This window comes from Ensifer sp. 38_S197, from assembly GCF_056924495.1.
In genome coordinates, this window is record NZ_JBXOVZ010000001.1 from 2,195,161 (window position 1) to 2,218,703 (window position 23,543).

Genomic DNA, 23,543 nt, shown 5'->3' on the forward strand with positions numbered 1-23,543 from the left:
TCGACCTCGATTTAAGAACGAAGACATGCAGAAAATCAAAGTTCTTCAGCGGCCTTTGCGTAGCATTTCACGGACGCCGCGACGGGCGAGCATTTGTGGCACGAAACCGATCGTCGGCCGATCGGCCATTTCTCGCCCGCCAAAAGAAAACTCCGCAGCCCGGCCGCAAAGGCCGGGGCTGCGGAGGCTGGCACGGAATCGCGCCGTCAGGCAGCGTCGATCGCCTGACGAATATCGGCGATGATGTCGTCGGCATGTTCGATGCCGATCGAGAGCCGGACGTAACCCGGCGTTACGCCGGTCTTCAGCTGGTCCTCCTCCGAAAGTTGCGAGTGCGTCGTCGTTGCCGGATGGATGGCAAGTGAACGCGCGTCGCCGATATTGGCGACATGGTAGAGCAGTTTCAGCCCGTCGATGAAGCGGCGTCCGGCTTCGCGTCCGCCCTTCAGCTCGAAGCCGACCAGCGCCCCATAGTGCCCGTTTTGGAGATATTTCTCGGCGCGGGCCTTCACCTCGCCTTCCTGGAATTTCGGGAAGATCACGCGCCCTACCTTCGGGTGGGTGTGGAGGAACTCGGCGACCTTGATCGCATTCTCGTTGTGCTGGCGGATTCTGAGCGGCAGCGTCTCCAGCCCCTGGATGAACTGGAAGGCGTTCAACGGACTGATGGCGGCGCCGAGGTCGCGCAGCAGTACCGCGCGGGCGCGCAGGATATAGGGATGGAAGGCGATCGCGGCGGCCTTTTCGAGCCAGGTCTTGCCCTGATAGCTCGGGTCCGGCTCGTGCAGGTTCGGATGCCGCGCCTCATGCTCTTGCCAGGGGAAGCGGCCGCTATCGATGATCGCGCCGCCGATCGAGGTGCCGTGACCGCCGATATATTTGGTCGTCGAATACACGACGACGGCGGCGCCGTGGTCGAACGGGCGGATGGTCAGCGGCGCCGCGGTGTTGTCGACGATCAGCGGGATGCCGAAGCGTTTGCCGACTTCGGCCACTTCGCCGATCGGGAAGACTTCGAGCTTCGGGTTTGGCAGGGACTCGGCGTAGTAGGCGCGCGTCCTGTCGTCCGTTGCCCGGGCAAAGGCCTCGGGATCGGCGGCATCGACGAAGCGCACTTCTATGCCGAAGCTCTTCAGCGTTGCGGCAAAGAGCGCCCAGGTGCCGCCATAGAGACCGGCGGCGCTGACGATATTGTCGCCGGCGCGTGCAAGGTTCAGCAGTGCGAAAGCCGACGCCGCCTGGCCGGAGCCGAGCGCCAGTGCCGCGGCGCCGCCTTCGATTTCCGCCAGCCGTTGCTCGAAGGCGTCCTGGGTCGGGTTCGAGACACGGGTGTAGAGATGCCCCGGGGCCTCGAGCGCAAAGAGCTTGTCGGCACCATCCGTGCCGGGCAACTGATAGGAGGTCGTCTGGTAGATCGGTACGGCGACAGCGCCGCTTACCGGGTCAAAACGGTAGCTGCCTCCGTGGAGCGCCAGGGTTTCCGGATGCAGCCGCCCGCCGGTCTCCCGCAGCCCGGTCGGTGCCTTGATCTCGATTGCGGGTTCTTCCGGCTTTTGATGGATCGTCATGCCATTTCTCCTCGGTTCTCAGGTTGATCAGGCGGGTACGGCGGCATTCTGCTCCAGGAGGTCGGCGTGGTGCGCGGCCGCGACATCCGGATGCGAGCGCAGCCGGGATTTCAGCACGTTGCGTCCCACCTCGTGGAAGAGGGGGTTCTGCGGATCCTGGGTCACGCCGCGGACTTGCGCCGCCAGCTCCGGCGGCAGATCGAGCACCGGAATGGTGGAGGCGAGGTTGGCGCCGAGGAAAAAGGCGACGGAAAGCCGGTCGCCGCCCGCCGGCGGCGTGACCACCCGGTGGATATTGGCGAGCAGGTAGCCGTTCGACGCCAGTTCGAGCAGTTCTCCGACATTGATGACGAAGGTGCCGCGCTTCGGCGGCGCGTCGATCCAGCCGCCCTTGCCGTCATCGACCTGCAGGCCGCCGACCACGTCCTGCAGCAGGATGGTGACGAAGCCGCCGTCCTTGTGGGCGCCCACCCCCTGGTCGCTCTCGGTCTTGTCGCGGCCGGGGTAGCGGATGATCTTCAGAAGCTGGTTGGGACCATCGCGATAGATCGGCCCGAAGACATCGGGTTTCTGGCCGAGCGCCTCGGAGAAGATCTCGATCAGGCGAATGCCGAGCCCGGTGACGGCTTCGATATAGCCGAGGATCGCCGGCTTCAACTCGGGCAATGCATCGGGGAACTGATTGGGGCCGACCAGCCGCTTCCACGGGGCGTCGCCGGAGGCGATGTCGAGGCTTTGGCGTTCGGGGCCGAAATCGACCTGCTCGCGCCAGTCCTGAGCGCCGCGGGTATATTCGAGGCCGGCGCGGTTATAGCCGCGGAAATGCGGCGACTTGCGCATCTCGATCGCCAGCTTGTCATCCTCAGGCAGTGCGAAGAAGCGCCGCGAAAGCGAGAGGATGCCGTCGATCTCTTCCTGCGGAATGCCGTGTCCTTCGAGGTAGAAGAAGCCCACCGAGCGGGCAACGCTGCGCAATTCGGCGAGCGCCGTTGCCCGCTCGGGGTGGCCCGCCGCAAAGCGCGAAAGGTCGAGGACAGGCAGGGTTGGGTTGGTCTGGCTCAAGATGGTCTCCATTGTTTCCTGGTGCGCGCCGCTGGTTGGCGAAACCCGCGCTTTGGGCGGAGCGAGCGGCGAGCGCACCGAGGGGTTCAGGTGCGAAGGGGGTGCGGCAGGCGCCGGGTTGGCCGCAAGAGAGTGCGCTGCGACAAGTCACCGGTCGTGGAATGGCGTTGGCGCATGGCATCCCCGCTTGCGTCGAGGGGTCCAAGCTTACGCGGTGGCGGCATTTATTCAATAATATCTATGGAAATTATGGACTAAATTGTCTGCGGTGGGCGAAGCAAACGTTCGGGCGGGGCGGCGTTCCGGGGAAATTCCGTCCAGCCCTGCTTTTGGCGCTGGCGAGCGCGCTCTTGCGTCGAACGTCAAATGTCGGATACCGGCGACAGATCGACGGAAGACGCAACTGCTGTGCCCTGCAGGCCGCGCACGACGACACGATCGTTGGAGATGAAATCGCTTGCAGGCGGCAAATGAAAAGCCCTGTCTTGCACGTTTGCAGACAGGGCTTTTTAGCGATTTGGTTGTTCAGATCATTCCATCGTCCCCGGCAACGGGGATGATCCTTCACGACGCCGCAATTCTGGACGCTGAACGCCCGGAACTTGTCGCCTCAGCAGCGGCCGAGGCTTGGTCGCGTCATCAGCTCGTTGGTGAGATGTGCCCTCTTGTCACCGTATTCCTCAGCCTCCTTGAGCAGCGATGCGAGCGCCAGCTCGAGGCAGTATTGCACACCTTCGACATTGAGGGTCTTGGCGGAGTCTCGCGCATAGGTGACAAGGCGAGCCAATGCCAGCAGCTCCTTTTCCTTGTCTTCCGGTTCCACCGCTACAGCAAATGAAGATAGCATCATTTTCCCCAGCTCCCTTTGGATCGATAGATCCAGTTCAGCGTGGTCAATCATAGCGTGACTGCGCCGCGGCGCGCGTGACATGAGCGTGACACACGTTGTATGGGAAAACCGCGCGCTTAAGATGAAGCGTCAGGTTGACCGACCAACCTCTTCCACATGCTGGTAGAATTGAATTCCCAATCCCGCGCCACAACTGTCCGTTGGTCGGGCGCGTTGTGCAGAGCGTCGAGTAAATGCAGTGCATCGATGCGTTTCTGGTCGATGAATTCTGCGGCAAGCAGGTCTGCGAGGTGCGTGTGGTTGGTACTGGAAGGAAGTGCCGCGCGCTCGACGATCGTCGTCCAGGTGCGCTCCTTGTAGAAGACGGCGGCTGCCGCAGCAGCGATCGCCGCCACCTCATCCGCCGGAAGCAACTGGCGCTCCCGCAGGCGTCTGAGGGTCATGTCCACGTTGACGAGCGGCAAGGTCAGCGGCAGGTATCCGAGTTCGGCCGGGCCATGAATCAGGGCGACATCGGCATCGTCCACACGCTCGCCTTCTACATACTCTCGGCAGATCTCACCGATGCCCATCATGCCGAAGGGGGCGCATTCGGCAGCGCGAAGCGCGCCCATGCTGGCCGCGCCGAATACTTGAACACCTTGCGCCAGCGCATACAGGATCTCCTTGTGCCAGACCGGGGCGACGTGTTCGAAATTGCCATCGATCAGGCCGATGGCCGTCGCGCCACGCTCGGTCGCGCGGAGAATGTCGCCCTGGACGGCGGGCGGCAGGACGGTGATGGCGGCGGCTGCAAGGCGGTGCGCATCCGGCAGGGTCGGCCCGACAAAGGCGATCTTCATCCGACCTCCAGCGCGCGTGCCAGCGCTCGCTCGCCGAAACGGCGCTTGCGCAACCCGTCGGGGTTCTCGAGGTCCGGAACGAGAACCTTGACGACAGAGAACGGCATGTCTCCTTCGTCGACGAGCGGTACGACCACAACCGCGCGGATAGCCGCTTCCTCGAGCCGTTGCATTGCGAAGCGCAGCAGTCCCTGCGGCCCATCTGCGGCGTTTGTAGGCGTCGGGGCTTTCTCTTGCGGGGCCGCCTCGAACAGACGCTGCGTCTCGCGCGAGAGGGGGCGAGTAAAGGTGTCGGGAAAAACGTCGTCGCGGGCACCGCTGATATAGGTGAGGCGTGACTGGGCGGCCTCGGTCACGGCGCGGATGGCGGCTCTGCGCGCCACCGGGTGCGCTCCGTGTCCGATCGTCACGTCGTGGTACCGGGGTTGCCGTGCACTCAAGATGCCGACATCTGCAAGGATTGCAGTGTAACAGGGGATAGCGACATCGCTGGTCATGTCGAAGAGGCGCAATTGCAGGCCGCAGGCCTCGATTTGACGCACCATCGCGTCGAGGATCGGATCCTCGAACGAGGCGGGATCGATGCAACTTCCGAGCTTGCCGCCCAGCGGTAACAGGCGCCAGAGCGTTTCAGCGTCGCGTTCGATCCGCTCGAGCAGTCCGTGCAGGATGGCTTCCATCCGGGTGTTGCCAGAGGCAAGGCCATCCGAGGATTGCCAGTATCGACAGCCTTCGATGGTCCGGTCGAGGGTCGTCGCCTGAAGCGGCACCCAGGAGGTGGCTCCGTCGGAGAGATCGAAGCCGCGAAGCCATGCGATCGTCTCGTCGTCGCCGAGATCCGGCTGGCCGGTGGCGATCAATCCCGGAAGTGTCAGCGCCCGATCGCCGCTTTCACACAATGCCCGTCGTGTCGCCATTCTGGCTGGCACCGGTGGAGCGCAGGCGACGGCACGTTCGATCGCCTCCATGGCGGCCGAAACCTTGGCGTCATCGTCGGTGACGCCCTTGCCTTGATTGATGACGATCGACCGCGCGTTCGGGGAAATGGCGCTCCAGACGGGAATTCCGACCTTGTCGAGCCCGGTCAGGCGCGCAAGCCTGCTGACACCGAATCTCGGCAACAACGGTTCGATGCGCCGAAGGGTCTCTTCCGGCGGACAGGCGCGATCGCTGTATGAGAACACGCTGGGCGTCGAACGGCTGAAACAATCGTCCGACGCCCGGTCAATTCCGCTGACTTGTGCCACCTGTCGGCGTCAGCCGTCCATGAACCCGCCGGATACCGAGCCGGACGAGGCCGCCAGGACGGCGAGGTTGACACCCTTGTGCACTGTTGCGCCACCATTGACGCGCAGGTCGTTGGCCGCTGTCAGAGGCCCCTGTGTCGGCGTCGGAATTTGTGTCACCGTTCCCGCATCCAGATCGGCCATCCAGAGCCGATCGTCGCCCGCCACGCCAATTACCACCACTTTCGCCATTTGCCCCTCCTGGCTTTCGCTGAACGAAGATCTCAGAAGCCTGCCTTGCGCAGGCCTGAGCAATAGTGGACTCGTTGCCACTCTTCCCTGAAGGGAACGATGGCCATCCATTTGTCGAGATTAAAATCCGGGTGCACGTCGAATGTCTTGCGGACGAATTGGCGCGCCTTCTTCTTGTTGCCGAGCATGCCCCAACTTGCCGCCGACAGCCGGTCGGCGGGCGTCGGATCGCGCATGCGCTCGATGTAGGCGATGGCCTGTTCGTATTGGCCAAGCGAGTAGCTGGCGCCGGCGGCGGTCCAGAAATACTCATCCGGCGCGATCGGGTTAAGGTCGAGCGCGGCTTGGATCTTGCGAAGGCCGCCCTCTGGCCGCGACGCCTGCACCAGCGTGTCGGCGTAGCTCGCGATGACGTTGGCATGCTGCGGGCTCAGCGCCTCCGCCTTGTCATGGTATTCCATGCTCTCATCGAACTGTCTCAGATAGAGCTTGACGACGCCGAGCTCGCGGTAGCCCGTTGCCAGCGTGTCATCGGCCACCACTGCTTCGCGTGCGTGCTGTTCCGCAAGCGCCAGCAATTCGCGGTCGCCGCGCGCCGTCAACAGCCATTCGAAGAAGTAGCTGCGCGCCAGCCCGCTCATCGCTGGCGCAAAGTCGGAATTCTCGTACAGCGATTCACGGAAGCTCTTGCGTGCGCGCCGCAGCTCCGGAAGGTTGAGCTGCTTGAGGTAGCGCTGCCCCAGCAGGAAACTGCGATAGGAGCCGACATTGGTCTCGTAGGTCTTCCGGTGCGCCTCGTTGCGCTCCACCTGGCTGGCGATGGCATAGGCGATCTGCCGGGCAATCTCCCGCCGCGTGGTCATCAGCCCGTCGTCGTCGAGATTGAAACGGTCGGCCCAGATCACTTCGTCATTGGCAAAGAAGATCAGCTGCGTGAACAGAGTGAGCCGGCTGCCTTCGTCCGTCAGGCGGGTGTCGAGGATGTAGCTGATGGCATGTTTCTGGTAGGTATTTGCCTTGTCGGCCTGGAGGCTGATCTGCGCCGCCGTATAGGGGGCGATGATCGAGACCGAACGAAGGCCGCAAAGGCCGATGGTGACGTCCTCGATCAAGGCGCTCGCAAACAGCGTGCCGGGACTGTCGATCGCTCCGTTGCTCGGCGGCAGCAGCACGACGCGTGGCGGACGCAGGTCCGCGGCCGCCTCGGAGACCGGGGTGACGATCGACGAAGCGGGCCGCCATTCCGCGACAGCCGGTGTGGCCGGCGCATTGCTGTGTGCGATTGCCCTCGCTTCGAGGGGATTGCCTTCGAGCTGAAACACCTGGGTCAGGATCTTGCGCACATCCTCGTCGAGCGGATTGCGTTCGAGAAGCCGCGCTGCGGCAGCCTTGACCAGCTTGCGATGGGTTTTCGTCGCTTCTGGCGCGGCTGCGATCAGGCTTTCGCGCAGGAGCGTCATGTGTTCGCCGCGCTGCCGTTCGATCCAGCCGTGCAGCGCTTGCCCCTGCGATTTCAGGTCCTTGAGGAAGTCCTCCTGGAATGTCGTTGCCGCGCGTTCAAAGCGGGTGAGCGCATCGCCCGGGTCTCGATTGATTTCGTCCAGGTCGCTCCGCAGCCGATCGACGTCGAGCGCGACCGACGATTGGGAGAAACTCAGGAAGTGGCAGTCGAGTTCGTCCTGGCGTGCGCTGATCCGGGAGATCGTCTTGCGCAGATTGACGAAGGCCTGGCTGGGGACGACTTCGTCCCATAGCAGCTTGGCGATATCGTTTCTCGACTGTTCGCGATATCCGCCGACGATCAGATGGCAAAGGATGAGCAGACCCTTCTCCGGAAAGGCCACTTCGCGCCCGTTCTTGTCGACGAGACGCAAGCGCCCGAGGGTCTGCAGTCTGAATGTCATCCGGTCATTCCCGTCGGGCGCAAACGCTTATCCGTGCAGATCCTGAGCGTGGCTCGTTCCTGCGCGGCCGCTTTCCGTCTCGGGCGTCTGGGCCACGGCGGCGACGAGCGAGATGATCTTCTTGCGCAGCACCGGATCGGTGATCTTCAGGAAAGCGCGGTTGAGGGCGATGCCTTCCTTCGACGAAACGAAAGAGGAGATCTCGCTCGGTTCGCGGGTCGTGTCGCCGGCGCCGGCGCGAGCAGAGGCGTCGTCGCCTTCCTGGAAGAAGAAGCTCGGATGCACGCCGAGGATATCGGCGATCGCCTGAAGACGGCTGGCGCCGATGCGGTTGGTGCCTTTTTCGTACTTCTGAACCTGCTGGAATGTGATCCCGAGGCCGTCGGCCAGCTTTTCCTGGCTCAACCCGGCCATCAACCGACGCATCCTGACGCGGGAACCGACAAAGACATCAATCTGGCTGGGGGCTTTTGTGTTCACTTGCATTTCCTCCGGACGTAGGAATGGTCAATTCATACATATGAGTTTGCTTGAATAAATCTCCTGATGCAATCACTACGGGCTAAAACGCTGAGATTTGCGGCGCCGTCCCGGTTTTCAAGGGGATGAGCCGGCCGATGCTGCCGTGATCGGCGCGCAAGCGCGCGAATTGTGATGCTCCATATGCGGCAAATTGCCCTGATTGCGCCGAAATGCGAGGCCTGCGCGCGAATCGATCTCGTATCGCGCGGCCGCCCCACGGGGCCATGGCCGAGGCTTACCGTCCCTTTCAGCGGCCCGTTACAGCCGCCGTTACCGTTACGTACTTGTGTTGCTCCCGCGCCGGAGGATGCTGCGATGTTACCGGTCCCATGTCCGCTCCTCCCCCGCCATCTGCACGAGGGGCGACAGCGCGGTGCCGGCTCGGATTGCTGCCAGACGCCGGAGAACGAAATGCGCAGATTGACCTTGGCCTTGACCCTGTTCGCGATTGCTTCCGTTCCGGCCGAGGCCGGTCCCGCAACGACAAGCGCGTCCGTCAATTTCCGGGAAGGGCCGGGCACCGGCTTCGACAGCCTCGGCACGATTGCGGAAGGCGCGCAAGTCGACATCAAGGAATGCGACGATGGCGGCGCGTGGTGCGCGGTAAGCTTCGATGGCCAGAACGGCTTCGTCAGCGGCAAGTATCTGAACGATGCCGATCCCAAGGGGCTCGGTTGGCCGCGCGCCTTCACGACCGACAGCGGCGCGACCATCACTCTCTACCAGCCGCAGATCAACGCGTGGAAGGACTTCACAGTCCTCGATGCGCTGATCGCGGCCGAATACAAGCAGTCCAACGACGCCAAGCCGATTTACGGTGTCATCGGGGTGACCGGCAAGACCGATGCCGACAGCGCATCCGGCCAGGTCATCGTTTCGGATATCAAGGTGACGGAGATCAATTTCTCCGTCCTCGATCGGAAGGAACTGGCGGATCTCGCCCTCGAGGTCGGCAAGCTGATGCCGGTCGGAACGATCACGGTTTCCGAGGACAAATTGACGGCGAGCCTCGCCGACTACGAGCGTCTCGGCAATGTCGAGGGGCTGAAGGCCGACCCACCGCCGATCTTCGTCAGCAAGGAGCCGGCTGTGCTGGTGCAGACCGACGGCAAGGCGGTATTCGCGCCGGTCAAGGGCGTCGAAGGCCTGTCCTTCGCGGTCAATACCAATTGGGACCTGTTCAAGGTCGATGCGGACGGTAGCTATTACCTGCGCAACGACAAGGCGTGGCTGCAATCGAAGGATCTGGCCTCGGGGTGGCAGCCTGCATCGTCGCTTCCGGACATGCTCGGCAAGCTGCCGGACGATGACAACTGGAAGGATGCCAAGGCGGCAATCCCGCCGCAGGCCCAAACGGTTGCCGCAGCGAAGGTCATCTATTCGGACAAGCCGTCGGAACTGCTCGTCTTCGATGGTGAGCCGAAGCTCGAGCAGGTACCGGGCACCGGCCTCAAGGTTGCGACCAACAGCGAGAGCGACGTCTTCTACCGCGACGCGGATTCCAGCTGGTACATCCTCGTGTCCGGTCGCTGGTTTGCGAGTTCCTCCCTCGATGGCCCGTGGACTTTTGCCACGCCTAAGCTTCCCGAAGATTTCCAGAACATCCCGCAGGACGCCGCCTATTACACGGTGCGTTCGTCCGTTCCCGGTACGTCCGAGAATGCCGAGGCGCGGCTGAAGGCAAGCATCCCCGAAAAGGCGCGTGTGGCGCTCGACGGGTCGGTCAAGGTGGACGTCACCTATAGTGGCCATCCGAAATTCGAGAAGATCGACGGCACCTCGCTCACCTACGCAGTAAACACGAACGAGACCGTCATCAAGGTCGGTGACCAGTACTTCGTGGTGAAGGACGGTATCTGGTTCGCCGGCGATACGCCGACCGGACCGTTTAGCGTCGCCAAGGCGGTGCCCGACGAGATCTACAAGATCCCGCCGTCCTCGCCAGTCTACAACGCCACCTATGTGCGGATCTATGAAACGGAACCGGACGCGGTCTGGTTCGGCTACACGATGGGCTATCTCGGTGCCTATCTCGCCTGGGATACTTTCGTCTACGGTACCGGCTGGTACTATGACGACTATTGGGACTATGGCTGGGCAGGCGGCGGCTATTGGCCCTATTATCCCCGTCCCGTGACCTATGGCATCGGTGCGTTCTACAACCCGGCCGTCGGGACCTTCGGCCGCTATGGCTATGCATACGGTCCCTATCGCGGCATCGCCGCCGGTGCGGCCTACAATCCGCGCACCGGGACCTATATGCGCGGTGCTGTCGGCTACGGGCCTAACGGCGACCGCGGCTTCGTCGCGGCCTACAACCCGCGCACCGGCAACGCTGCGATCGCCCGCGGCGGCCACAATGTCTATGGGAGCTGGGGCACGGCGGCCGTCAAGCATGGTTCGGACTATGCGCGCATTTCCGGCGGGTCGACCGCGGGCGGCGCCGGTATGCATTGGCGCACGTCGGACGGCAACCATGGCTTTGTCGCCGGCGGCAAGGGCGGCGACGTCTATGCCGGGCGCGATGGAAGCGTCTATCGCCGCGATGATGGGCAATGGCAGAAGCACACGCCGGACGGCTGGCAGCCGGTCGACAAGCCTTCCATCCAGGACAGGGCCAAGGCGGGCGAACAGTTTGTCGCCAGGCACCCGGATGCGGCCCAAAACCTGAACCAGCAGATCGACTTCGGCCAGCGAGCTGGCGCGCGAACCCTGGACCGCGCGCCCGATCATCTGGCCATCGACAATATCGGGCGACAGCTTGGCAACCAGCGTTCCTTCGAGCGTCAGTCCTTCGATCAGCGGCCCCTGAATTTCCCGAGCAGCGGAGGCGGTGGCTTTGACCGCCCGGGTGGCTTCGGTGGTGGTGGTTTCGAGGGAGGCGGATTCCACGGCGGTGGCGGCTTTCAGGGAGGCGGCGGTTTCCACGGGGGCGGGGGCTTCCATGGCGGCGGCTTCCGCCGTCGTTGAACTGCGGCGAAAGGGCGTTGGCAGAACCGCCTATAGGTATGTTAGCATTTGAAAAAGTTGAGAATCGTGCCGGTCGGGGGACCGGCACGATCAGTGGGGGTGGTAAGAATGGGCTGTATCGGGTCGTCGCATCGTTTTCTGGGGCCGGTCATCGGGCTTCTTGTGTTCCTTTCGATTGTCTTCGGTCCCGTTTCCAAGGGGTTTGCGCAGGAAGCGGCGCCCGCAGCGCCGCCCGCCAAGGTCCAGCAATTGATCCAGCTTCTCGACGACCCCGAAGTGAAGCAGTGGCTTTCGACGAAACAGGCGCCTGCCGCGACGGCGACCGAGGCGCCTGCGACGGGGATCGTTGCCCGGTGGACGGCTGAAATCAGGCGCCACCTGACAGGCATCACCAATGCGGTGCCGCGCGTTCTCCCGGAAATGCAAGCCGCACGGGATCGCCTGGCCGGCGACATGGAAAACCACGGCGCCGCTCCGATCCTCAAAGGCTTCTTCTTCATTCTGCTGATCGGCTACGGCGCCGAGTATCTGCTGCGTTGGGTGCTAAAGCGCAGCCTTCAGGGTGCGGTCCTGACCGGGCCGGCCCGAACGATACTGACACGGGTCCTGCCGCTCATCGTTTTCGCGGCCGCCAGCATGTCAGTACTTGCGATCGCCGATTGGCCGCCGCGGCTGGAGACGACGATCGCGCCATTGCTTGGCGCCTGGATCGGCGCGCGCCTGCTGATGATCATCGCCTCGGCTGTGCTGACTGGCGGGCCGGCAAGCGAGGAGAGTGCAGATGGACGGGTCGGCTACATGTCGTTGACGGCGGACGATGCCCGCTTCTGGCACCGGCACAGCGTGTGGCTGATCGGCGCTGCTGCGCTGGTCTGGGGCGTCGGCGATGCGATGCTGGCTCTTTCCATTCCCGCTGACGTGCACGATCTCATTGCCGCCGCTCTTGGCCTGGTGGTCCTGGCGCTCGGGATCTTGACGGTAGTGCGCCGGCCCACCGGTAACGTCGTCGGCTCGCGCCGCATCGTCGGAAATATCCTGCTGGTGGCCTTTCTCGTCGTGCTATGGATGCTGTGGGTCGCAGGGATGGACGTGCTGTTCTGGATCGGCCTCTACGTGATCGGCATACCGCCGTTGCTGCGCTTCACCAGCGCCTTCACCAAGACGATGCTGGATTCGTCTGCCGAAGACGACACGCGTGTGATGCGCAATATCTTCATCGAGCGCGGCGCGAGGCTGCTCGTCATCGCTCTGGCGGCCGGCTGGCTGGCGCTGGTCTTCAAAGTCAGTGCCACGGCGATGATGCATGACGACGCCTTCAACCGGGTGGTCCGCGGGGCGCTCGCTGGTATCGTCATTCTGCTAGCGGCAGACCTCATCTGGCAACTCGTGAAGGGCTTCATCAATCTGCGCGTCAAGCAGGCCAATCACGCCACCGAGGACCCGGCCGAGCGCGCCCGCAATACCCGCCTGATGACATTGCTACCGATCCTGCGCAATTTTCTCGCGGCCTTCATCGCTATCGTGGCGGTGCTGATGGTGCTCTCCGGCCTCGGCGTGGAAATCGGCCCGCTCATTGCCGGTGCCGGTGTCTTCGGCGTGGCCATCGGCTTCGGCTCGCAAACGCTCGTCAAGGACGTCATCAGCGGCATCTTCTACATGATGGACGACGCTTTCCGCATTGGCGAATACATCCAGAGCGGCAGCTACAAGGGCACGGTCGAATCCTTCAGCATTCGCTCCGTCAAGCTCCGCCATCACCGCGGCCCGGTCTTTACCGTGCCTTTCGGCTCGCTCGGCGCCGTGCAGAACATGAGCCGTGATTGGGTGATCGACAAGTTCCTGATCAATGTTTCGTTCGATGCCGACGTTGCCAAGGTGAAGAAACTGGTGAAGGGCATCGGCGCCAAGTTGCTCGAAGATCCGGATATCGGGCCGCTGATCCTGGAAACGGTCAAGATGAAGGGTGTCGAGAATTTTGGCGACTATGGGATGACCTTGAGCTTCGCCATGAAGACGAAGCCGGGCAACCAGACCCAGGTCAGACGCCGGGCGCAGGTCATGATCAAGGAAGCCTTCAAGGAAAACGGCATCAACTTCGCCTCGCCGACGGTACAGGTGGCCGGCGACGAGCAGCAGCAGTCTGCTGCGGCCGCTGCCGCTACCCGCGACGCTATCGCCAAGAAGAATGCCGCTGCAGCCCTCGGGGAGGGTGGCCCGCCGGAGGAATAGGGTTTCGCCGACAGGTTTCCAGGGGCAGGGGAGGCCTCCCATGAAACGCGTTCTATTGGGGGTATTGCTGTTCGTGATCTTCGCGGGCGGCAGCGCCTTGGCGCAATCGAGCGAGCAATTCGTCCGCTCGATGTTCGTTCCGCACAAGGACGATTTCGACGGGATGGAAAAGAGGCGGATAATCCGCATCATCGTGCCGTTCAGCAAGACGATCTACTTCATTGACCGCGGCCAGCAATTGGGCACGGCTGTTGAATTCGGGACGGCGCTCGAAAATGAACTCAACAAAGGCCGTAAGAAGCAGATCGACAAGATCCGCGTCGGTTTCATACCGATGCCGCGGGCGAAGCTTCTATCCGCGCTGGAAGACGGGCTCGGCGATATCGTCATGGCGAACCTGACGATCACCGAAACACGGCTTGCCAAGGTCGATTTCACGGCGCCGCTCTATGAGGAAGCAAAGGAGGTTCTCGTCTCCGGCCCGTCCGCGCCGGCAGTTGCGAGCCTTGATGACCTGAGTGGACGGGAAATCCACGTGCGCCGCTCGAGCAGCTATTACGAACACCTGGCGGCGCTTAGTGCAGGTTTCGAAAAGTCCGGCCGTGCGCCAATCGCCTTGAAGGACATGGACGAGAACCTGGAGGACGAGGACGTCCTGGAGATGATCAATGCCGGCCTGCTGCCGTGGACGGTCGTCGACATGTACAAGGCGAACATCTGGTCGACGGTCTTCACCGAGCTCAAGGTGCGGGAGGACATCGTTGTGTCCAATCATGGCGAAATCGCCTGGGCGATCCGCAAGGACAGCCCGAAGCTCAAGACCGTGCTTAACAATTTCGTCAAGACGCATCGGGTCGGAACGACGTTTGGCAATATCCTGAAAAGCACCTACTACAAGGGCGACAAGATGCTGAAGCGCGCCTATGCGCCTGACGACGTCGAACGTTTCAAGCAGCTCGTCGAGATATTCCACAAGCACGGCAGCACCTATTCGTTCGACCACCTGATGCTGATGGCGCAAGGCTACCAGGAATCGCAACTCGATCAGTCGCGCCGCAGCCATCGCGGTGCGGTCGGCATCATGCAGCTCTTGCCGTCGACCGCAGCGGACAAGGCGGTCAACATTCACGGCATCGACAAGGACGCGAACCTGAATGTCGAAGCCGGATCGAAGTATCTGCGCTTCCTTGTCGATACCTATATCAACGACCCAGCCGTGACCCCGCGAGACCAGTTGCTGTTTGCCTTCGCAGCCTACAATGCCGGGCCTGGAAACCTTCGCAAGTTCCGGTCAAAGGCCAAGGATATGGGGCTCGATCCGAACCTGTGGTTCGGCAATGTCGAAAATGCCGCCGCTGCGATCGTTGGGCGCGAGACGGTTCAATATGTCAGCAACATCTACAAATACTTTGTCGCCTACAGCCTGCTCGAGGCCCATGACGCTGACGCGGCCACGGTGAAAGTCGAAAACAAGGCGGCGGCCACCGCGCCATAGGTGTGGCGCACGCGTTCGCCGGAAGTGGAGATTTCGAAATGGTCGCGGTGAAAATCAATACGCCTATGAGACGATCGGCAGCCCTTCTTTGCCTTTTCGTTCTGACGCTCGCCGGCTGTACGACGCCAGACATAGAGCCGATCCCGGGCAGCATCACCTATGGTGGCCAGCCGCGGACGAAGCTGACGAAGGCACCCGTGGGCAGCATCGTCCCGCACCGCTTCATGAGCGGCAACAGTTTCGTTCAGGAGACCTATGTCATTCAGCCGGATCGCACGCTGAAACTTATCCGGCGCGACTACTATGATTTGCCGATTGATTGATGAACCTAAGGTGCGTGCCGGGCTCGGTTGGTTGACAGTCTCGCATGGAGGCACGATAGCTCGCTGCCGATGAAGATCGCCTTTTATGCACCGCTGAAATCCCCCGATCATCCGGTGCCGTCAGGCGACCGGCTGATGGCGCGCATGCTGATCGCGGCCCTTCGGATCGGTGGGCACGAGGTTGCGATTGCATCGGACTTGCGCAGCTTCATGGCGACGCCATCAGTTCAGGATTTTCGCGAACTGGAGCTCTCGGCGGACGCGGAGGCCGCGCGCCTTCGGGCACTCTGGCGGAGCGAGGGCGCGCCCGATCTCTGGTTCTGCTACCACCCCTATTACAAGGCGCCGGACCTTCTCGGGCCAGGGCTCGCGGACGAATTTTCCATTCCCTATGTGACGGCGGAAGCGTCCTATTCGATGCGGCGGAATGAGGGTATCCGGGCCATTGCCCAGCGCCATGTTCTTGCGGCCATCTCGCAGGCGGCCGTCAATATCTGCCTGACACACCGCGACCGCGACGGCCTTCTTGAAGCCGCGCCTTCGTGCCGCAACGCGATGCTCGCACCGTTCATCGACGCGGCACCGTTTATTGAAAGCAAGCCACGGGCCGATGCCGGCTGCCGGATGGTCGTGGTCGCGATGATGCGCAGCGGCGACAAGATGGACAGCTACCGCATGCTGGCGCAGGCGCTGATGCGCGTTGCTGCCGCCACGTGGACCTTGACGATCGTCGGCGACGGCCCCTGCCGGGAGGCGGTCAGAGAAGCCTTCGCGGCCTTACCTCCGGACCGATTGGTGTGGCTTGGCGAAAAGGATGCAGCCGAGCTTCCACAAATTCTTGCAGGCAGTGATCTCTACCTATGGCCCGGTTGCGGCGAGGCCTACGGGCTTGCCTATCTCGAAGCGCAGGCGGCCGGCCTGCCGGTCGTTGCCCAGCGAACGGCCGGCGTGCCCGAGGTCGTGAGGCACGGTGAGACCGGGTTGCTGACGCCTGACGGGGATATCGATGCCTATGCGGCTGCGATGCGCGATCTGATCGAGAGCCCGGCGCGCCGACGGCGATTGGGCGCAGCCGCCCGGCGGTTCGTTCATAAGGAGCGCTCGTTTCCGGCAGCCGCTCGACGGCTTCGCTCGATTTTCGATAAATTCCTGGAGAGGCCTGTATGAGCGAAGGAATCCATTGGCGGCGCCTTGCTGCGGAACTCGATCGCGTTGCGGCGTCGGGGCGGAAAATGGACTTCTGGCTGCGTGACGACGACGCAGCCGAGCCGACATCGGCGCTCGATCATCTGCTGTCGCTGGTCGACCGACATGCGCTTCCGGTGGTGCTGGCTGTTCCGCCGGCCCAGGCTGGCGATGCGCTCGCGCGCCGTCTCGACGGGCTCAAAGGTGTCAGCATTGCGGTGCACGGTTGGGCGCACCGCAATCACGCGCCGCCCGAGGAAAAGAAGCAGGAGCTCGGCGCACACCGGCCGCGCGCCACGGTGCTCCACGAACTCGAGCGCGGCCATAGCCGCCTGCAGACGCTTTTCCCTGGCAGCTTCGTGCCGATGCTCGTCCCGCCGTGGAACCGGATCGATCCGGCCCTTCTCGACGGCTTGCCCGATATCGGTTTCAAGGCGCTCTCGATCTTCGGGCCGGAAAAGCCGTCACCGTTCAGGCTCGTCAACACGCATGTCGACGTGATGGACTGGCGCGGGACACGCGGCTGCCGCGACCATGGCCTGATCGTTGCCGACATCCTCGCGAGGCTTCGGCAAGTGTCGGGCGATGTCGAGGAGCGAGCAGACCAGAAGGGCCGCACGATCGGCGTGCTGACGCATCACTTGGTTCATGACGAGGGAGTATGGGCGTTCCTCGAAAAGCTCTTCGCTGCGACCGGCAGACATCCTGCCTGTCGCTGGCTTGCTGGCGCCGACGTTACAGGTCGATGATCTGTCCGTCGCGGGCGGCAAAGGCGCCGGCGAAGGTGGCCCGAACGTCACGCTCCATTGCGGCAAGCGCCTCGTCGGTGCGGGACGGATCATGATGGAACATGGCGAGCTGCTTGACCCCGGCGGCCATCGCCAGCCGGGCGCCATGCATGCCGGTCGAGTGTCCATAGCCCTGAAAATGATCCATCTCGCTCTCGAGATAGGTGCAGTCGTAGACCATCAGATCACAGCCGGCGATCAGTTCGAGAACACCAGGATCGAGAATGCCGGGCTCGTGCTCGGTGTCGTAGACGAGAGCGACGGCGCGGCCGTTCCATTCGACGCGGTAGCCGACGCAGCCGCCCGGATGATTGAGACTTGTTGTGCGGATCGTGATTCCTTCGCGCGGCGTCAGCACGTCACCGGGCTTGAAATCCATGCCGTCGAGGCTTGCCTGACAGATATCCGGATCCACCGGGAACCACGGCGGGCGCATGAAGTCGCGGATCATTTCCTTCGTGGTCATGCTGCCGTGCAGGTGGCCGGACCAGAAGCGTACCGAGTTCTGACACTTGTAGATCGGCTTGAAATAGGGAAGGCCGATGATGTGGTCATAGTGGCTGTGGGTGAAGAAAAGATCGAACCGGTCGACGCCCTCGGCGATCAGCGAGTAACCCGCTTCGCGCAGCCCAGACCCCGCATCGAAGAGCAAAACATCCTTGCCGCATCGAATCTCGATGCAGGATGTATTTCCCCCATAGGCGACGTATTGTTGGCCGGATACCGGCAAACTTCCTCTTACGCCCCAGAACCGCACTCGAAAGTTGTCGTCACGCATTCAGTTTCGGCTTCACTACGCACGCTCGGGTCATTTTGATCCTTGTGTGACTGTTAAACAAGCACAGATGGCCATACCCCTGCAATGCCATGGGTTATTATTTGGAAAGTAACCTTGGCGTCGCCAAGAGCGCCCGATTGGAAATCGCCCGACGGAACCGCCTTGCAGCGGGGTTCGCCGGACAGATTGCGCGGCCTTGGCTATTGCCTATGAAACTTTTTGTTGCGCTCTTACGTGGATTGTCTATCGAACGCAGTAACGTAGGGAACAGGTCACGCATGGTTGAGACAGCAGACGGGCGGTTCTACGACAGCGTACCCCTTTTCGATGCGTTCGAAGGGGTCGCGGACGAGGCGAATTATCGCCCGCTGCCGGACAGCTGGATTCTTGCCGTTGCCGACATCGTCAACTCCACCGGCGCGATCGCCGAAGGCCGCTACAAAACTGTGAACATGGCAGGCGCCAGTGTCATTTCGGCGTTGATGAACGCGCTCGAAGAAAAGTCGATGCCCTTTGTTTTCGGGGGGGACGGCGCACTCGCCGCGCTGCCGGCACCATTGCAGGACCGCGCCCGTGACGCGCTTGCCGCCGTGAAGACCTGGGTGGCGGAGGAACTCGGGCTCGACTTGCGCGCCGCCCTGGTGCCGGTCAGCGACATCCGCGCAAACGGCCTCGACATGCGTGTCGCCCGCTTCAAGGCGAGCGAAGAGGTTTCCTATGCGATGTTTGCGGGCGGCGGCGCCAGTTGGGCCGATGCGGCGATGAAGGCGGGACGCTATTCCGTCGGTGCCGCGGCGCCTGGCAGCCGGCCTGATCTGACGGGGCTTTCCTGTCGCTGGAACCCGATCGAGTCCCGCCATGGCACCATTGCGTCGATCATCGCCGTGCCCGGACCGAAGGGCAATGGAGCAGAGTTCCAGTCGCTGATCGCCGATATTGTCGCTTTGGCCGACGAGGAGGAGCGCAACGGCCATCCGGTTCCTGAACTCGGGCCGAAGCCGCGGTTCTCCTTTAGGGGTATCGATGCCGAGACGCGGGCGGTGGCACCGAAAGGACGACGCTTCTTCGCCCGTTGCTTCATCACCGTGCAGACGCTGGTGTTGTTCGTCTGCCTCAGGATGGGCTGGAATCTTGGGTCATTCGACACGGGCCGCTACCGCCGGGATCTCGCCGACAACACGGATTTCCGTAAATTCGATGATGGGCTGAAAATGACGATCGACATCAGTGCCGAACGGCTCGGACGGATCGAGACACGGCTAAGGCAGGCCGAGGCAGCGGGTGTCGGGCACTATGGCCTGCATCAACAGGACTCGGCACTGATGACCTGCATCGTGCCGACGCCGATGACACGGGATCACATGCATTTCGTCGACGGCGCGTCGGGCGGCTATGCGGTGGCGGCAAGCAAGCTCAAGGCCGCGCTGGCGCGCGCGGACAATGCCTAGCAACGCCCGATTTGCAGCCTTTGCTGGGCCGAGGGCGCGCTAGGCCTTGACGATGTGGTCGCCGGTCAAGCCGTTGCGGTAAAAGACGTTGCGCGTATCGACGATGAGCGACGCGGAACCGGCAAGGGCGGCGTAGTCCACCCGGTCGTGGTCGGTGGCAATCAGCACCGCGTCGAACGCCGCGACCGTTTGCGCGTCGAGCGGGACCGAACGCCGGCCCTTCAGGGCACCATGTTCGCGTGTCGGCGGGATCTCGGCGACGTAGGGGTCATGATAGGCAGTGCGGCACCCGCGCTCCTCGATCAATTCGATCAGGCGCAGAGACGGGCTTTCGCGAATATCCGGAACGTTCTTCTTATAGGCGAGGCCGACGACGAGGACGTTGGAACGGCTGAGCGCCTTGCCGGCCTTGCGGTCGAGCGCCTCGGCAAGGCGGCTGACCACATGACGGGGCATGGCCGAGTTGATCTCGCCGGCAAGTTCGATGAAGCGCGTCGGCAGTTCGTACTCCCGCGACTTCCAGGTGAGATAGAAGGGATCGATCGGTATGCAGTGACCGCCGAGCCCCGGGCCGGGGTAGAAGGGCATGTAGCCGAACGGCTTGGTCTTCGCCGCCTCGATTACTTCCCAGACGTCGATGCCCATCGCTTCGTAGACGATCTTCAATTCGTTGACGAGGGCAATGTTCACCGAGCGGAAAATGTTCTCGGTCAGTTTCACCGCCTCCGCCGTGGCGTTGGAGGAGACTGGCACCACAGTCTTCACCACGGCTGCGTAGAACCGCTCCATCAACGCCGAAGCCTGCGGTCCGTCGCCGGCGACCACCTTCGGGATGCTGACGGTTTCGTAGGTCGGGTTGCCGGGATCTTCACGCTCCGGCGAAAAGCCGACGAAGAAATCGCTGCCCGATTTGAGGCCGGTCTCTTCGAGGATCGTGCGCACGACGCCGTCGGTCGTTCCGGGATAGGTGGTCGATTCCAAGACGACCAGTTGCGCGGGTCTAAGGGTCGCAGCGATCGCCCGTGACGTCTTCTCGACGAAGGAAAGATCCGGGTCGCGGTGTTTGGTGAGGGGCGTCGGCACGCAGATGATGATGACGTCGCAGTCCGTCAGCTTTTGAAAGTCCGTGGTCGAGCCGAAGCGGCCGGCATCGCTCTCCTTCGCAAGCGCTGCGTCCGATACGGCGGCGATGTAGGAATTGCCCGCGTCGAGCGCGACGATCTTGGTCGGATCGATGTCGAAGCCGGTGACGACGAAGCCCGCGCGAGCAGCGGCGATGGCGAGCGGCAGGCCGACATAGCCGAGACCGATGACGCCAACCCTGGCGCTCAAGGCGGAGATGGACGAGAGCAGGCTTTCGTAATGAGGTGAGGTCAAGTTTGTTTTCCGGATCTCGTGGGCAGGCGGTGGCGCCCGCGCGAACATGTCGTGGTTTGTTGGAGAGAAACAAGCGGCAAGTCAAGCGAGGCACTGCGTCACGCCTGTGTTCAGGCCCTTGAGCCGGCTATCAATTCTTCGTGCGAGAAAAACTTTGTCGCGCCTCTGGAAATCGGCGGGTGGGATCAATATCTGCAAGATATAAGTGCCGCATTCCGGGTGCCTGCACGTCATCGACGCCGGAATCGGCTGGAGCATTTTCTTAACGGGCACGGCTCATCATCATCCCCCCGCGAACATGGACCGGCACTTTGCCGGAGAGTTCGTCGTCTCCGGATGCTGACGCGGGACGGTCTGTCATGGTGAGGACGCGAAATGGCCCCGACGAACGACAACGTATCCGAAATCCTCATCGACAAGGTTGCCGACTGGCTGATGCGGACATCGCTGAGCGACGCTCCACTGGAGACGATCGTCAAAGGCTTCTGCGAGCGGCTCGCCGCCGCCGGCCTGCCGCTGATGCGCGTTCATCTGTCCTTTTCGATGTTGCATCCGCTCTATGATGCGCTTGGTTTTACCTGGATCCGTGGCAAGGGCGTCGAGGTCAGCGGCCTTCGGCACGAAGAGCTGGCGCTCAATCCGGAGCGGTTCCTCCAGAGCCCCTATTATTATCTGCTCAACAACAATCTCGAGCATGTCCGGCGGCGCATCTATCAGGATACCCCGTCCGAGTTCCCGATCTTCGACGATCTCAAGGAGATGGGGGCCACGGACTATCTGGCCTTCATGCAGTCGCTCGGCGCCGATTCTGGCCACGGCATGGTCGGTTCCTGGACGACGGATCGTCATGGCGGTTTCACCGACGATGTGATCGGGGCCTTGCTGAAGCTGCAGCATCATCTCGCGGTCGCTGCCAAAATGGCGGTGCTCGGAAAACTCGCCGACAACATGCTGACCACCTATCTTGGCTCCAGTGCCGGTCGGCGCGTGATGAGCGGTCAGGTCCGCCGTGGCGACGGCGAAACGGTGCGCGCGATCCTGGTCATGGCCGACATGCGCCGTTCGACGATGCTGGCGGAAAAGGAAGGTCGACAGTCCTATATCGAGACGCTGAACACCTATTTCGATGCCATTGCCGCGCCCTTCAACCGCAATGGCGGCCATATCTTAAGCTTCGTCGGCGATGGGTTCATTGCCGTCTATCCGTGCGGCCGTCACAAGGAGCCCTCCGAATTTGCTGCCCGCGAGGCTTTTTCCGCCGTGCGTGCAGCAACGGCGCGCATGGAGATGTTGAACGGCGAAAGGCGCAAGCAAGCGCGCGATCCGATTGGCTACGGCATCGGGCTGCATGTCGGCAACGTGATGTTCGGCAATGTCGGCTTGCGCGACCGGTTGACCTTCTCCGCTTTCGGCTCGGCCGTCAATGAAGTGCAGCGGTTGCAGAACCTCACCAAGAAATATGCGCATAGCGTTGTTGCCAGCGAGGCCTTCGTAAACTACTGCGGCGGTGATTGGACGGCTCTCGGCCAGGAAAAACTGCGTGGAGTCCGGCAAAAATTCACGATTCTCTACCCCAACGATGCGGCGTTGCTTGCCAGGGCAGACGAGCGCTTTGACGATGTGTTGCAGGATGGACTTTCCGAGGCGGAGCATGTCATGTTGCTTCATCGCAATACTCGTCCGCTACAGCCGCCGCGCGGCCTTATCGACAAGATGCTTCAATAAGGGGGAAGAATGTTCCGAGTCGTGTTTGTCGCCGCCAGCATCGCAATGGCCGGGGCCGCGATGGCGCAACCATGGGAAGCCAAACTGTCAGACGGCTTCGAGGGACAGAATTTCGCGCCCGAAGGTGGGCTCTACTATCGCGAGAATTTCGAGCAGAGCGCCGGCACGGTCGAATTTCAAAACCACGTCACGCATACCGGAAAGGGCGCGCTCAAACTGAGTGTCGCTCCGACCTGTCCCGACTCGCTTGACGGTTGCAGTGAGCGAGCCGAGATCTGGGAGAAGACGGCGCTTCGCGTGCCCTATGACCAGGGCGTCTGGTATGGATTCGCGGTCAAATTCGCCGATCCGATCCCCAGCGAAGATCATCGCTATCTGATCGCCCAATGGAAGCGTGAAATCGATCCCGGCGCCGAAGGCGACTTCAGCCCGTTCCTTGCCTTGCGCCTCGAGGCGGGCAAGCTCTTCGTCACAGTGGAGACGAATTACATCGCCCCGCTCTCATCCGGACCGGAAGGCACGCCTGCGAACTGCAAGCCGGGCGAGATCCCTGTGTGGGGGCGACCGGGCGTCAACCAGATGCGCATGCTGGTTGCTGCCGACAGCAACTGGAAACTGGAGGACGGCAGTCTGTTCAATGCCTGCACGGATGCCATCAAGGTGACGAGCCACGGCAACCCGCTGCCCGACCCGAAATCCGGCTGGATCGACTTCGCGGTCTACACGCTGCCGGGCGCCAATGGAACCGGACGCATCGAACTGTTCGCCAATGACAAGCCGATCATCACGGTAACGGGGCATGTCGGCCACGACGACAAGGGGCTCGGCAAGAACCAATACTTCAAGTTCGGCCCCTACCGTGCGGCCGACAGGACGGATTGGACGCTGTTTTATGATGACTTCCGTCGCTCGCCGAATTGCTCCGACGTGTTGAAGGGCGGGGCGTGCCCTGCGCTCTAACCAACTGAATGCACGGGGCAATGCTGTGGTTGCAGTCGG

Annotated in this window: 19 protein-coding genes; 9 read left to right on the plus strand and 10 right to left on the minus strand. The window is 62.4% G+C overall.

The features are described 5' to 3' along the window. Positions 1-206: 206 nt before the first annotated feature. The 8 genes from AC1Z3V_RS10140 to AC1Z3V_RS10175 form a co-directional block, all read right to left on the minus strand. Positions 207-1,568, minus strand: coding sequence for an O-acetylhomoserine aminocarboxypropyltransferase/cysteine synthase family protein (locus AC1Z3V_RS10140; protein ID WP_483498584.1), 1,362 nt, complete (start codon positions 1,566-1,568; stop codon positions 207-209). Positions 1,569-1,595: 27 nt separating this feature from the next. After that, entirely contained in the window at positions 1,596-2,642 is a 1,047-nt protein-coding gene (locus AC1Z3V_RS10145) for an isopenicillin N synthase family dioxygenase (protein ID WP_483498585.1), read from the minus strand. Positions 2,643-3,240: 598 nt separating this feature from the next. Further along, complete coding sequence (locus tag AC1Z3V_RS10150) at positions 3,241-3,480, minus strand: hypothetical protein (RefSeq protein ID WP_483498586.1); 240 nt, start codon at positions 3,478-3,480, stop codon at positions 3,241-3,243. 116 nt (positions 3,481-3,596) lie between these two features. Then, entirely contained in the window at positions 3,597-4,322 is a 726-nt protein-coding gene (locus AC1Z3V_RS10155; protein ID WP_483498587.1) for a TfuA-like protein, read from the minus strand. Continuing rightward, a complete protein-coding gene (locus AC1Z3V_RS10160) occupies positions 4,319-5,506 on the minus strand; it encodes a YcaO-like family protein (protein WP_483498588.1) in 1,188 nt (395 codons plus the stop codon). The genes AC1Z3V_RS10155 and AC1Z3V_RS10160 overlap by 4 nt, the downstream gene beginning before the upstream one ends. Positions 5,507-5,578: 72 nt before the next feature. After that, complete coding sequence (locus tag AC1Z3V_RS10165) at positions 5,579-5,800, minus strand: hypothetical protein (RefSeq protein ID WP_483498589.1); 222 nt, start codon at positions 5,798-5,800, stop codon at positions 5,579-5,581. Between the two features lie 32 nt (positions 5,801-5,832). Then, positions 5,833-7,704 (minus strand): AfsR/SARP family transcriptional regulator, encoded by a 1,872-nt coding sequence (locus AC1Z3V_RS10170; RefSeq protein ID WP_483498590.1) that lies wholly within the window; start codon positions 7,702-7,704, stop codon positions 5,833-5,835. A gap of 27 nt (positions 7,705-7,731) precedes the next feature. Continuing rightward, complete coding sequence (locus tag AC1Z3V_RS10175; protein ID WP_483498591.1) at positions 7,732-8,184, minus strand: helix-turn-helix domain-containing protein; 453 nt, start codon at positions 8,182-8,184, stop codon at positions 7,732-7,734. A gap of 453 nt (positions 8,185-8,637) precedes the next feature. Between AC1Z3V_RS10175 and AC1Z3V_RS10180 the strand changes: the two genes are divergently transcribed. From AC1Z3V_RS10180 to AC1Z3V_RS10205, 6 genes are all read left to right on the plus strand, one after another. Further along, on the plus strand, positions 8,638-11,196 hold the full coding sequence (locus AC1Z3V_RS10180; RefSeq protein WP_483498592.1) for an SH3 domain-containing protein: 2,559 nt from the start codon (positions 8,638-8,640) through the stop codon (positions 11,194-11,196). Between the two features lie 108 nt (positions 11,197-11,304). Continuing rightward, positions 11,305-13,425, plus strand: a complete 2,121-nt coding sequence (locus AC1Z3V_RS10185) for a mechanosensitive ion channel family protein (RefSeq protein WP_483498593.1) — start codon at positions 11,305-11,307, stop codon at positions 13,423-13,425. 40 nt (positions 13,426-13,465) lie between these two features. Then, complete coding sequence (locus AC1Z3V_RS10190) at positions 13,466-14,920, plus strand: MltF family protein (protein ID WP_483498594.1); 1,455 nt, start codon at positions 13,466-13,468, stop codon at positions 14,918-14,920. 65 nt (positions 14,921-14,985) lie between these two features. Then, positions 14,986-15,243, plus strand: coding sequence for a hypothetical protein (locus AC1Z3V_RS10195; RefSeq protein ID WP_483499624.1), 258 nt, complete (start codon positions 14,986-14,988; stop codon positions 15,241-15,243). A gap of 69 nt (positions 15,244-15,312) precedes the next feature. Next, positions 15,313-16,410, plus strand: a complete 1,098-nt coding sequence (locus tag AC1Z3V_RS10200) for a glycosyltransferase family 4 protein (RefSeq protein ID WP_483498595.1) — start codon at positions 15,313-15,315, stop codon at positions 16,408-16,410. Beyond that, positions 16,407-17,177 (plus strand): polysaccharide deacetylase family protein, encoded by a 771-nt coding sequence (locus AC1Z3V_RS10205; protein WP_483498596.1) that lies wholly within the window; start codon positions 16,407-16,409, stop codon positions 17,175-17,177. Before AC1Z3V_RS10200 ends, AC1Z3V_RS10205 begins: the two co-directional genes overlap by 4 nt. On the opposite strand, the gene AC1Z3V_RS10210 is transcribed toward AC1Z3V_RS10205, so the two are convergent. Then, on the minus strand, positions 17,164-17,994 hold the full coding sequence (locus tag AC1Z3V_RS10210; RefSeq protein WP_429820106.1) for an MBL fold metallo-hydrolase: 831 nt from the start codon (positions 17,992-17,994) through the stop codon (positions 17,164-17,166). The genes AC1Z3V_RS10205 and AC1Z3V_RS10210 overlap by 14 nt on opposite strands. A 278-nt stretch (positions 17,995-18,272) precedes the next feature. Here AC1Z3V_RS10210 and AC1Z3V_RS10215 point away from each other — a divergent pair, with 278 nt between their 5' ends. Further along, complete coding sequence (locus tag AC1Z3V_RS10215) at positions 18,273-19,442, plus strand: DUF3095 domain-containing protein (RefSeq protein ID WP_483498597.1); 1,170 nt, start codon at positions 18,273-18,275, stop codon at positions 19,440-19,442. A 39-nt stretch (positions 19,443-19,481) separates the two neighbouring features. Here the strand turns inward: AC1Z3V_RS10215 and AC1Z3V_RS10220 are convergent, their stop codons facing one another. Continuing rightward, positions 19,482-20,819 (minus strand): nucleotide sugar dehydrogenase, encoded by a 1,338-nt coding sequence (locus AC1Z3V_RS10220; RefSeq protein ID WP_483498598.1) that lies wholly within the window; start codon positions 20,817-20,819, stop codon positions 19,482-19,484. Positions 20,820-21,194: 375 nt separating this feature from the next. Here AC1Z3V_RS10220 and AC1Z3V_RS10225 point away from each other — a divergent pair, with 375 nt between their 5' ends. Both AC1Z3V_RS10225 and AC1Z3V_RS10230 read left to right on the plus strand, forming a co-directional pair. After that, on the plus strand, positions 21,195-22,544 hold the full coding sequence (locus AC1Z3V_RS10225; protein ID WP_334198038.1) for an adenylate/guanylate cyclase domain-containing protein: 1,350 nt from the start codon (positions 21,195-21,197) through the stop codon (positions 22,542-22,544). Positions 22,545-22,553: 9 nt separating this feature from the next. After that, positions 22,554-23,504, plus strand: a complete 951-nt coding sequence (locus tag AC1Z3V_RS10230; RefSeq protein WP_483498599.1) for a polysaccharide lyase family 20 protein — start codon at positions 22,554-22,556, stop codon at positions 23,502-23,504. Positions 23,505-23,543: the final 39 nt, after the last annotated feature.

What these genes read in the sequence shown, in the direction of transcription:
- AC1Z3V_RS10140 (WP_483498584.1), bottom strand. Translation starts at nt 1,568, where the DNA reads ATGACGATCCATCAAAAGCCGGAAGAACCCGCAATCGAGATCAAGGCA.
- AC1Z3V_RS10145 (WP_483498585.1), bottom strand. Translation starts at nt 2,642, where the DNA reads ATGGAGACCATCTTGAGCCAGACCAACCCAACCCTGCCTGTCCTCGAC.
- AC1Z3V_RS10150 (WP_483498586.1), bottom strand. Translation starts at nt 3,480, where the DNA reads ATGATGCTATCTTCATTTGCTGTAGCGGTGGAACCGGAAGACAAGGAA.
- AC1Z3V_RS10155 (WP_483498587.1), bottom strand. Translation starts at nt 4,322, where the DNA reads ATGAAGATCGCCTTTGTCGGGCCGACCCTGCCGGATGCGCACCGCCTT.
- AC1Z3V_RS10165 (WP_483498589.1), bottom strand. Translation starts at nt 5,800, where the DNA reads ATGGCGAAAGTGGTGGTAATTGGCGTGGCGGGCGACGATCGGCTCTGG.
- AC1Z3V_RS10170 (WP_483498590.1), bottom strand. Translation starts at nt 7,704, where the DNA reads ATGACATTCAGACTGCAGACCCTCGGGCGCTTGCGTCTCGTCGACAAG.
- AC1Z3V_RS10180 (WP_483498592.1), top strand. Translation starts at nt 8,638, where the DNA reads ATGCGCAGATTGACCTTGGCCTTGACCCTGTTCGCGATTGCTTCCGTT.
- AC1Z3V_RS10185 (WP_483498593.1), top strand. Translation starts at nt 11,305, where the DNA reads ATGGGCTGTATCGGGTCGTCGCATCGTTTTCTGGGGCCGGTCATCGGG.
- AC1Z3V_RS10190 (WP_483498594.1), top strand. Translation starts at nt 13,466, where the DNA reads ATGAAACGCGTTCTATTGGGGGTATTGCTGTTCGTGATCTTCGCGGGC.
- AC1Z3V_RS10195 (WP_483499624.1), top strand. Translation starts at nt 14,986, where the DNA reads ATGAGACGATCGGCAGCCCTTCTTTGCCTTTTCGTTCTGACGCTCGCC.
- AC1Z3V_RS10200 (WP_483498595.1), top strand. Translation starts at nt 15,313, where the DNA reads ATGAAGATCGCCTTTTATGCACCGCTGAAATCCCCCGATCATCCGGTG.
- AC1Z3V_RS10205 (WP_483498596.1), top strand. Translation starts at nt 16,407, where the DNA reads ATGAGCGAAGGAATCCATTGGCGGCGCCTTGCTGCGGAACTCGATCGC.
- AC1Z3V_RS10210 (WP_429820106.1), bottom strand. Translation starts at nt 17,994, where the DNA reads ATGCGTGACGACAACTTTCGAGTGCGGTTCTGGGGCGTAAGAGGAAGT.
- AC1Z3V_RS10215 (WP_483498597.1), top strand. Translation starts at nt 18,273, where the DNA reads ATGGTTGAGACAGCAGACGGGCGGTTCTACGACAGCGTACCCCTTTTC.
- AC1Z3V_RS10225 (WP_334198038.1), top strand. Translation starts at nt 21,195, where the DNA reads ATGGCCCCGACGAACGACAACGTATCCGAAATCCTCATCGACAAGGTT.
- AC1Z3V_RS10230 (WP_483498599.1), top strand. Translation starts at nt 22,554, where the DNA reads ATGTTCCGAGTCGTGTTTGTCGCCGCCAGCATCGCAATGGCCGGGGCC.